At 43.4% G+C, this 9,035-nt stretch carries 9 protein-coding genes; 3 read left to right on the top strand and 6 right to left on the bottom strand.

The window, feature by feature from the left end; all coding sequences use genetic code 11:
- The 3 genes from BZA03_RS20510 to cysK form a co-directional block, all read right to left on the bottom strand.
- Positions 1–469 (bottom strand): hypothetical protein (locus BZA03_RS20510; RefSeq protein ID WP_220018915.1); only part of this gene is annotated, 469 nt, incomplete at its 3' end.
- 235 nt (positions 470–704) lie between these two features.
- A complete protein-coding gene (locus BZA03_RS14905) occupies positions 705–1,163 on the bottom strand; it encodes a hypothetical protein (RefSeq protein ID WP_014979438.1) in 459 nt (152 codons plus the stop codon).
- 245 nt (positions 1,164–1,408) lie between these two features.
- The gene (gene cysK / locus BZA03_RS14895; RefSeq protein ID WP_014949690.1) at positions 1,409–2,374 is read right to left on the bottom strand and encodes a cysteine synthase A; all 966 of its coding nucleotides are present in this window, start codon (positions 2,372–2,374) and stop codon (positions 1,409–1,411) included.
- A 271-nt stretch (positions 2,375–2,645) separates the two neighbouring features.
- On the opposite strand from cysK, the gene BZA03_RS14890 reads away from it, so the two are divergent.
- From BZA03_RS14890 to BZA03_RS14880, 3 genes are read left to right on the top strand one after another with little or no spacing between them, the layout of a single operon-like run.
- Complete coding sequence (locus tag BZA03_RS14890) at positions 2,646–3,482, top strand: MoxR family ATPase (protein ID WP_014949689.1); 837 nt, start codon at positions 2,646–2,648, stop codon at positions 3,480–3,482.
- Positions 3,482–4,663: a VWA domain-containing protein gene (locus BZA03_RS14885; protein ID WP_039227619.1), complete on the top strand. Its 1,182-nt coding sequence runs from the start codon at positions 3,482–3,484 to the stop codon at positions 4,661–4,663. The genes BZA03_RS14890 and BZA03_RS14885 overlap by 1 nt, the downstream gene beginning before the upstream one ends.
- Before the next feature lie 48 nt (positions 4,664–4,711).
- Positions 4,712–5,431 (top strand): NTP transferase domain-containing protein, encoded by a 720-nt coding sequence (locus BZA03_RS14880; RefSeq protein WP_110289182.1) that lies wholly within the window; start codon positions 4,712–4,714, stop codon positions 5,429–5,431.
- 91 nt (positions 5,432–5,522) lie between these two features.
- Here BZA03_RS14880 and BZA03_RS14875 read toward each other — a convergent pair whose 3' ends face one another.
- From BZA03_RS14875 to BZA03_RS14865, 3 genes are all read right to left on the bottom strand, one after another.
- Positions 5,523–6,896 (bottom strand): MATE family efflux transporter, encoded by a 1,374-nt coding sequence (locus tag BZA03_RS14875; RefSeq protein WP_014949686.1) that lies wholly within the window; start codon positions 6,894–6,896, stop codon positions 5,523–5,525.
- A gap of 100 nt (positions 6,897–6,996) precedes the next feature.
- Positions 6,997–8,211 (bottom strand): gephyrin-like molybdotransferase Glp, encoded by a 1,215-nt coding sequence (gene glp / locus BZA03_RS14870; RefSeq protein WP_110289181.1) that lies wholly within the window; start codon positions 8,209–8,211, stop codon positions 6,997–6,999.
- A gap of 138 nt (positions 8,212–8,349) precedes the next feature.
- Positions 8,350–9,021 carry a phosphoglycolate phosphatase gene (locus tag BZA03_RS14865; RefSeq protein ID WP_258364652.1) on the bottom strand — a complete coding sequence of 224 codons (672 nt, stop codon included), beginning with the start codon at positions 9,019–9,021 and terminating at the stop codon, positions 8,350–8,352.
- Between the last annotated feature and the right edge of the window lie 14 nt (positions 9,022–9,035).

Here is a 9,035-nt window from a genome sequence, read left to right as displayed (position 1 = left end):
GCAGAGGAATACTTAGAATTAAGAAGGCTGGTAGTTTCATTAAATAAATCCTTTTATTTTTGATTACACAGATTAGCACATAACTTTTAAATAAGAGGCGCAAGCATGTGGGGCATAATGGCGAAGCCGCCCCGCATGTATGCGTCCCAGCGAACGGAGTGAGTGACTTAATTTTTTTGTTATATGCCATTTTTAAAAAAGTACCTACCGCTAAGGCATTTAAAGCTCCGATACCCAAAATAAAGTAGATAAAAGAAACTAAGTATAGTGCTGAATTTCTCGGTGATTGTTTTTTAGTTTTAGCTTGATAAAAAAAGGAGAAGCCAAAAGAACATGCCCATATTCCAAAGACTAAGAAAAATAGACTCTTGATAAGTTCTTTCTCCAAAAAGAAAGAAAGTAGAATTAAAGCAGGCAGAAGAGAATAAATTATGCTCCTTAGCTTCTTAAAGTGCTCTTTCTCTTTCATAGGATCTCGAATATATTTACTGGCATATAACAATTTAATGTACAGAAAAAATCCTTTATGTAAGGTGGAAACTATCCGTATATCACTTATGAGCGTTTTGAAATTATTACCCTAAAACAACCCATTAAACAAAAAATAAACGCTTTTAAGCATAAAAGCCGGAAAACATCCTTTTTATTTTCTTCATTTGTAAAAAGCTACGTTGCTGGCCATAAAAACAGCGTTTATCTACACGTTATAAATAGGCATCTGGATGAATTTTATTAACCTTCCATTCACCGTCTTCTTTAATCAAGTCTAGGCTACGCAAGTCTTCAATTTTATCGTCGTTGTATGTTCCACTTAAAAATACGGTGATTGTCGATTTTTCTGCGAACTCGTTGCGGCCAACTCGGCCTGCACTTTGAGGCGTGATGGTGACGGTGTCATATTTAAGGTTTAAGAGGTGGCGCTGAACGTTACTGTTAGTGTGGTATCTCGTTAATATACGAGACAGTTTTTCGCTTGATAGGCGAATTGCTGTATCAAGGTTGTCATCTTCATAAACACTTTTGAGAAACGCTACGGTGGTGTACTCAGGGGTACTTTCATCAAGCATGCCGTACCGCCCGATGCCTTCTTCCTTTTTACCGCAAGCGGATAAAATCAACACTGTAAAAAGCCCGAGCAGGGCGTACCACATACGCGTTTTCATTTGGATTACCTTAATGTAAAGAGGTCCGTTTCTTATTGATAGTTTTATATCTCAACGAAGTCAATGTGCTCGCCGCTTCGCTAATCTATGCTTTGATTATTCACAATATTGCGCACAAAAGCAAAGTAATAGAGCGTAAAACTCAGGTGTTTGTGTTCATGAAACTTCAGGAGAAACAGAAGAGAGTAGGCATAAAAAAACGAGGCACTAGGCCTCGTTTTTAAATAATTGAAACATTTTGGTGGTTATTGAACTTCTTCTTGTTCGTCGAACGCACCAGCAAACAGAGGGCTACTTAGGTAACGTTCTGTGCCGCTTGCTAGAAGCACTACAACCACTTTGTCTTTGTTTTCTGGGCGTTCAGCAAAACGCTTAGCGGCAACAACGGCTGCACCAGAAGAAATACCTGCAAGAATACCCTCGTCGGTCATTAGCTTGCGCGCCATGTCCATACATTCTTCGTTGGTAACTTGCTCAACTTCGTCAATTAGGTCTAGATCTAGGTTACCTGGAATGAAACCTGCGCCAATACCTTGAATTTTGTGTGGGCCAGGGGTTAATTCTTCGCCCGCAAGCGCTTGGGTAATTACTGGAGAGTCTGTTGGCTCAACGGCAATAGAAGTAATTGCTTTACCTTTCGTATTTTTAAGGTAGCGACTTACACCCGTGATTGTACCACCCGTACCTACACCAGCTACGAATGCATCTACTTTACCGTCTGTATCTTCCCAAATTTCAGGGCCAGTGGTTTTTTCGTGAATAGCTGGGTTAGCCGGGTTGTCGAACTGTTGAAGCAATACGTATTTGTCTGGATCTGATGCCACAATTTCTTGTGCAGCGGCAACGGCACCTTTCATGCCCTTAGGCGCTTCAGTAAGAACAAGGTTTGCGCCCAAAGCTTTTAGAAGTTTGCGACGCTCAAGGCTCATGCTGCTAGGCATGGTTAGCGTTAGCTTATAACCGCGAGACGCTGCAACAAACGCCAAAGCGATACCTGTGTTACCACTGGTCGGCTCTACAATTTCTTTACCTTCGGTAAGGACACCGCGCTTTTCAGCATCCCAAATCATGTTTGCGCCAATACGGCACTTAACGCTGAAGCTTGGGTTACGCGATTCAATTTTTGCGTATACATTACCTGATGTTACGCGATTTAGCTTAACTAGTGGCGTGCGGCCAATAGATAGGGAATTGTCGTCAAATACGTTCATTATAAATCCTTACCTCGTTCCTTATTTTATAGGAAACCCCGTCTGTCGTGATCTGTACGACCTTTTTAATAGTTAATAATTCAACGCGTGTGATAGTTAATAATTCACAGCCTGAATTAGGGGATTTCGTCATACCCCTATATCATTGGTCCCAATCAGTAAAATGCAAAGTGCTTTTTAGCTATATGTTATATCTATGGGCAATCATGAGAAGGCCTTGATATTATAGTTAAAATTGCAAAGACGAAAAATTATACGGAGTACAACAATAATGGCTTTTAGTGGCACGTCTAATTATATCGCAACCAAAGACTTACAGCTGGCGGTTAACGCAGCTATTACGCTAGAGCGTCCGCTTTTAATTAAAGGCGAGCCGGGCACAGGTAAAACCATGCTTGCTGAAGAATTGGCCGAGAGTTTAGGCACCGAACTAATTCAGTGGCACATTAAATCAACCACTAAAGCACAGCAAGGTTTGTACGAATACGACGCAGTGTCACGTCTTCGTGACTCTCAACTTGGTGATGATCGCGTTCACGATATCAGCAACTACATCGTAAAAGGTAAATTATGGGAAGCCTTTAGCGCAGAAAAGCGCCCGGTACTATTAATTGATGAAATTGATAAAGCTGACATTGAGTTTCCCAACGACTTGCTGCTAGAGCTCGATAAGATGGAGTTCTTCGTTTATGAAACGCAGGAACGTGTAGTCGCGAAGCAGCGTCCTATTGTTATTATTACATCGAACAACGAAAAAGAGCTGCCAGATGCTTTCTTGCGCCGTTGTTTCTTCCACTACATTCAGTTCCCGAATCCAGAGGAAATGCAAGAAATCGTTAACGTACATTTCCCAGATTTAAAGAAAAAGCTGCTTGATGAAGCGTTAAAGGCCTTCTTTGAAATTCGCGAAGTACCAGGGCTTAAGAAAAAGCCTTCTACCTCTGAACTTATCGACTGGCTGAAGCTCTTGGTTGCTGAGGATATTCCACCAGAAGCGCTTCATTCTAAAGACGGAAAAGCTGCTATTCCACCACTTTACGGGGCACTGCTTAAAAACGAACAAGACATACATTTGTTTGAAAAACTGGTCTTTATGGCGCGTCGCTAATGCTTATTCAGTTTTTTTATACACTGCGAAAATATCAGGTTAAAACCACGCTGCGCGAGTTGCTGGATTTGCTTAGTGCGCTAGAAAAGCACGTGGTGTATGCCGACATCGAAGCGTTCTACAGTTTGTCGCGTACCATAATGGTTAAGGACGAAACTCAGTACGATAAGTTCGACAGGGCGTTTGCGGAGTATTTTGAAGGTGTTGAATCTGTCGATTTGTTTGGCAAAGAGATTCCTGAGGAATGGCTGCGTAAGGAAATTGAGAAAAATTTAAGCCCTGAAGAGCGTGAGGCGCTGCGTAAAGCCGGTGGCCTTGAAGAACTGATGGAAACGTTGAAAAAGCGCTTAGAAGAACAAGAAAAGCGGCACCAAGGTGGAAATAAATGGGTGGGCACCGGCGGAACATCCCCGTTTGGCGCTTATGGCGACAATCCAGAAGGTGTGCGAATAGGGCAAAAGGGAAACAGAAAGTTTTCGGCAGTAAAAGTATGGGATAAACGCGAGTTTAAAAACCTAAGCTCTGATGTAGAACTGGGTACGCGTAACATAAAAGTGGCCCTTAGGAAGCTACGCAAGTTTGCTCGCACCGGCGCAAGTGAGCAGCTAGATGTGCCGACAACCATAGGTGAGACAGCTAAAAAAGGCGGTTTACTCGATATCCACATGGCACCAGAGCGTCACAATGCGGTAAAAGTGTTAATGTTTTTTGATGTGGGCGGCTCTATGGACCCACACGTAAAAAGTACTCAAGAGCTTTTCTCTGCGGTGCAAAGCGAGTTTAAATACTTAGAGTACTTTTATTTCCACAACTGCGTGTATGAGGAGGTGTGGAAAGATAACCTTCGTCGTAATAAAGAACGCATTCCTATCTGGGATATCATTCATCGCTACGGAAAAGACTACAAGGTAATTTTTGTAGGTGACGCTACCATGGGGCCGTATGAAATAACGTATCCAGGTGGAAGTGTAGAGCATTGGAATGAAGAGCCGGGCAGTGTGTGGATGCAGCGTTTATTGAACCACTTTAACAACGCTGTGTGGCTTAATCCGCAAGCTGAGAATTACTGGCCGTATTATTCGTCTATCAAAATTATTCGTGAAATTATGGAAGACAGAATGTATGGGCTTACGCTTGAAGGGTTAACCGCTGCTATCAAAGGGCTTAGCAGAAGCCGCTAAGCCCTTTGACGTGTAACGTTTTATTTCTTTGATATAACGGATGTTGAATTGAAGTCGGAAAATTATGCCGTAGCACTTGTGGTGTTGGCGGGCGGAAAGAGCGCTCGCTACAAGGGTAATAAGCTTTTATCGGAACACCCAATTTCTGCGCTTTCTCTTATACAACACAGTGTGGGGGAGGTAGTTAGTGCGCGCAATGACTTAGCGTTAACCAGTGAATTACCCATTACTGTTGTTACGGGGAAATGGCATGATTCCGTAAATACGCAGCTAAAGCACTCTCTATGTAAGGTTTCTGAACTACCCATCAGTATCGTTCGCAACGCTAATTGGGATGAAGGCCTTGCATCAAGTATTCGCACTGGACTCACGCACCTTTTAAGCCTTTCATCACTGTCGAAATCAGTGTCCTCGACAGCAAAGGGCTTGTGTACAAGACCTACTCACGTGCTATTCACGTTGGCCGATTTGCCGAGTCTTAATGCACAAGACTTCGTTCGCCTTATTAACACTTCTTATGCGAACCCTAATCACATAGTATGCAGTGAATGGCAAAAGCAGGGAGAGAACAATAGTCGATTAACCGTACCTGCTATCTTTCCTGAAGCGGTATTTAGTGAACTGCTAGCGCTAAGTGGCGATATGGGGGCTAAGCCGGTTATTAAGAAGTATGCGAAATTAGGTAGGGTAACGGCTGTGTCTATACCTAACGCACAATTTGATATAGACACGCCACAAGACTGGGACAAACTAAAAAGCAGGGGGTAACTGCTTTGGTGGTTCAATTGAACATTTTAAACTCGCCCCTCGGGAAGGTCTGGCAAGCTTCTGAGTGGGCAATGATCTATGCGGATTGGTATTATGCATTCGCGATACGATGCACAGCACTGGGCCTTTGGATGTAAAGAAGGCGTGCACCTAGCATAACAGCTGCGGCACTCAATCCTACAATGAAGCCAATCCAAAACCCTGCTGCGGCCATTGGTTCTGCCGTTATCCAGTTTGTTCTACCTAAAATAACGCCTGTAGGTAGACCTATTAACCAGTAGGACACAAAGGTAATAACAAACATCGCTGTTGTGTCTTTATAGCCGCGTAATGCATTAGCCGAAATCACCTGAACCGCATCAGACAATTGGAATAACGCCGCATAAATCAATAGCGCATTTGCCAAGGTATATACGGCTTCGTCGCTGGTGTACAGGCCAATGATGAATCCCTTTGCTAGCAGGGTGAAGCTAGCCGTACACGCAGCGGTGAAAAAACCGATCAGAATAGCGGTTCGAGCTGCAATTTTTGCCTGTCGTGGGTTATTTTGCCCTATGCGATAGCCAATGCGAATTGCTGCTGCCATACCAATACTCATAGGAAACATGAACATTAGGGCCGAGAAGTTCAGTGCGACTTGGTGGGCCGCTACCGTTGTGGCACCAAAAGGGGCTAATAACAATGCAACCAGTGAAAACAGCGTCACTTCGAACAGGATAGTCATAGCAATGGGCAAACCCATTTTGAAGGTACGATTTATGGTTACCATGTTAGGTTTATACAACTGTCCAAACAAATTGTACTTTTGCAGGGCAGGGGCAAAACGAACATAGATAACGGTTGCTATAAGCATAGTGTAAATCACAATGGCCGTTGCAATACCACAACCCGCACCGCCCATAGCTGGTAATGGGCCTACACCATAGATAAACAGGTAGTTTCCTACGATGTTCGCCATCAGCCCGATAACCGTAATAATCATAGTGGGTTTGGTTTTACCCAAGCCTTCACAATAGTTTCTAAGCCATTGGTAAAGTGCAAATCCAGGCATAGCGAACAGCACATACAGTACGTAGTCTACGGTAATGCTAAATAGCTCGGGCGCCATAGGGAACAGCGCGACTATGCTTTCAGTAAATGGAATTAAGCCTGCTACCGCTAATCCCACAAAGAAAACCAGATAACCAGCTTGCTGACTTGCGTCGGCAATACCACTTAAATTTTTGTTTCCCTGCAACCGTGAAATAATTGGGGGAAGTGCCAGCGCTATACCCTGTATAAAGCAAAGCAGTGGCACGGTGATGCTAAATCCTAGTGCTACCGCTGCCATGTCGGTTGCACTGTAACGCCCAGCCATAATAGTATCGCTAACGCCCATTAGCATTTGAGTAATCTGCGCAACCAACAATGGCCATGCTAGTTTTAAAATGTCTCTTCCTTCTAAAAGAAAGCGTTTTTTATTCACGGTAATGTGTCTCTATATGGGTCGCCTAGGGCGATAAAAATGCAGAAAATAAAAACGAGCTTAAAAGCCTTAACGAAGTAGCGTTTCAACAACGAACTTGTTAAAAATGTAGCGGTATAACCGGAACCGTATCGCCAACTTTTAACTCACTTATATCTTCATGTACTACCATTAGGCAGTTAGCAGAAGTGATTGAAGTCATAACGCCAGAGCTTTGTGACTTAAATGGTGTGACTTCCCATTCACCTTGATTATTTCTTACCATGGTTGCACGCTGAAAGTCTCGGCGGCCTGCACGTCGCTTAAGAGGTGTCGTAATGCTAGCGTTAACAAAGAACTGCTCGTGCGGTTGTACTTGCCCTTGCATTTTTTTGATAACAGGCACAACCAATAATTTTGCGGTGACAAACGAAGACACAGGATTGCCCGGCAAACCGCAAAACAACGTGTTGTTTATTTTACCCAGAGCAAAGGGTTTACCCGGTTTAACTGCGACTTTCCAAAAGTCGATAGTGCCCAATTCAGCGATGATATCTTTTACATAGTCGGCATCGCCTACAGATACACCACCGCTACTTACCATTACATCTACACGCTCGCTCGCCTCAATGAAAAGTTTACGCAAAGAAGCTTCGTCGTCTTCTACAATGCCGAAATCAACAAGCTCTACATTTTTATTGCTTAAGATACTACTTACACCAACGCGATTCGACTCGAAAATTTGTGTCGATTTACAGGGTTCGCCAGGTGCAGCAAGTTCAGAACCAGTCGCGACTACACCAACGCGAAGTTTTCTGAATACTGCCACCTTACTGTTTCCTTGGGAAGAAAGCAGCATAAGGTGTTCGGCGTGAAGGCGCGTGCCCTTGCTTATTAGTGTATCGCCACTGGCGATATCATTGGCCTTTTTACGTATATTCTCTTGCGCCGATGGAATTTTATTGATAAAAACCGCGCCATCATGACTTTCGGTATTCTCTACCATTACAACGGCGTTAGCATTGGCAGGCACCGGGGCCCCCGTCATTATTTTAAAGGCTTTGCCTTTTTCAAGCGGCTCATCAGCACTCATGCCAGCTGTAATTACACCCTGTACTTCGAGTTTATCACTGTGTTTGAGATCTTCCGCATTTACGGCATAGCCATCCATTGCTGAATTATCCCAGGGTGGGACATCAACGTGGGCAGTTACATCTTGGGCCAAGATGCGGTTGTTGGCGTCAAAAATGCTCACTTGCTCAACGTCGTTTATCGCTTTTGCAGCGTCTAATGCTTTAGTGAGGGCTTCTTCTAGTGAAAGCCATTTAGATGACATACCAACAACTCCATGAAATGATTTAACACGCGGATATTACAGAAAAAGCGGCCTTATACCAAAGGTTAAAGCGTGAAATAAAAGAAAGTATGCGTAAACGACGCAATTGAAGTTTCATCAACGGCTATGTCAGATGAATTAAGAAGCGAGCGTTAATATCTCTTCAAAGTCGTCGAAAACCCAGTTAGGTTTATATTTTGCGATGCTCTCACCATAGTTATACCCATAGGTAAGCCCTATACTCTTTATGTTCGCGGCTTTAGCGGCAACAATGTCATTTTTAGAATCTCCAACCATTACACACTGTGAGGGTGAAACACCAAGCTTTTCACAGGCATGCACAAGGGGAAGGGAAGAAGGCTTTTTTTCCGGTAAACTATCACCGCCAATAGTAAGCGAAAACAACGAAAATATTGAGAACGAAGAAAGAATAGGCTCTATAAACTCCGAAGGTTTATTAGTGATTAATGCTAGCGTGAACCCTTGTTCTTTTAGCGCGTGAAGTGTTGAGAACACGCCGTCGTACAGCACTGTACTTTTAGTTTCTAGCGTTCGGTAATAGAACAGAAATTTTTCTAAAGCGGCATCAATCTCGTTCGATGTGTAATGGTGTCTGATCTCTGCGTTGCCGCTCAATCCGCGTTCCACCAGAACACGAGCACCATTTCCAACCCAGTGTCTAATTGTCTGCTCGTTATAAGTTGGTAATTGGTAGTCGTTTAATGTTTGGTTTAACGCTGTTGCCAAATCAGGAACAGAGTCTACCAAGGTTCCGTCTAAATCGAAAAAAAAGGTATTAATTTCTTGCATTACAAACTTTTGAT

It is taken from the genome of Alteromonas sp. I10, from assembly GCF_003201515.1.
Classification (GTDB): Bacteria; Pseudomonadota; Gammaproteobacteria; order Enterobacterales; family Alteromonadaceae; genus Alteromonas; species Alteromonas macleodii.
This window is presented reverse-complemented; position numbering and strand designations above follow the sequence as displayed.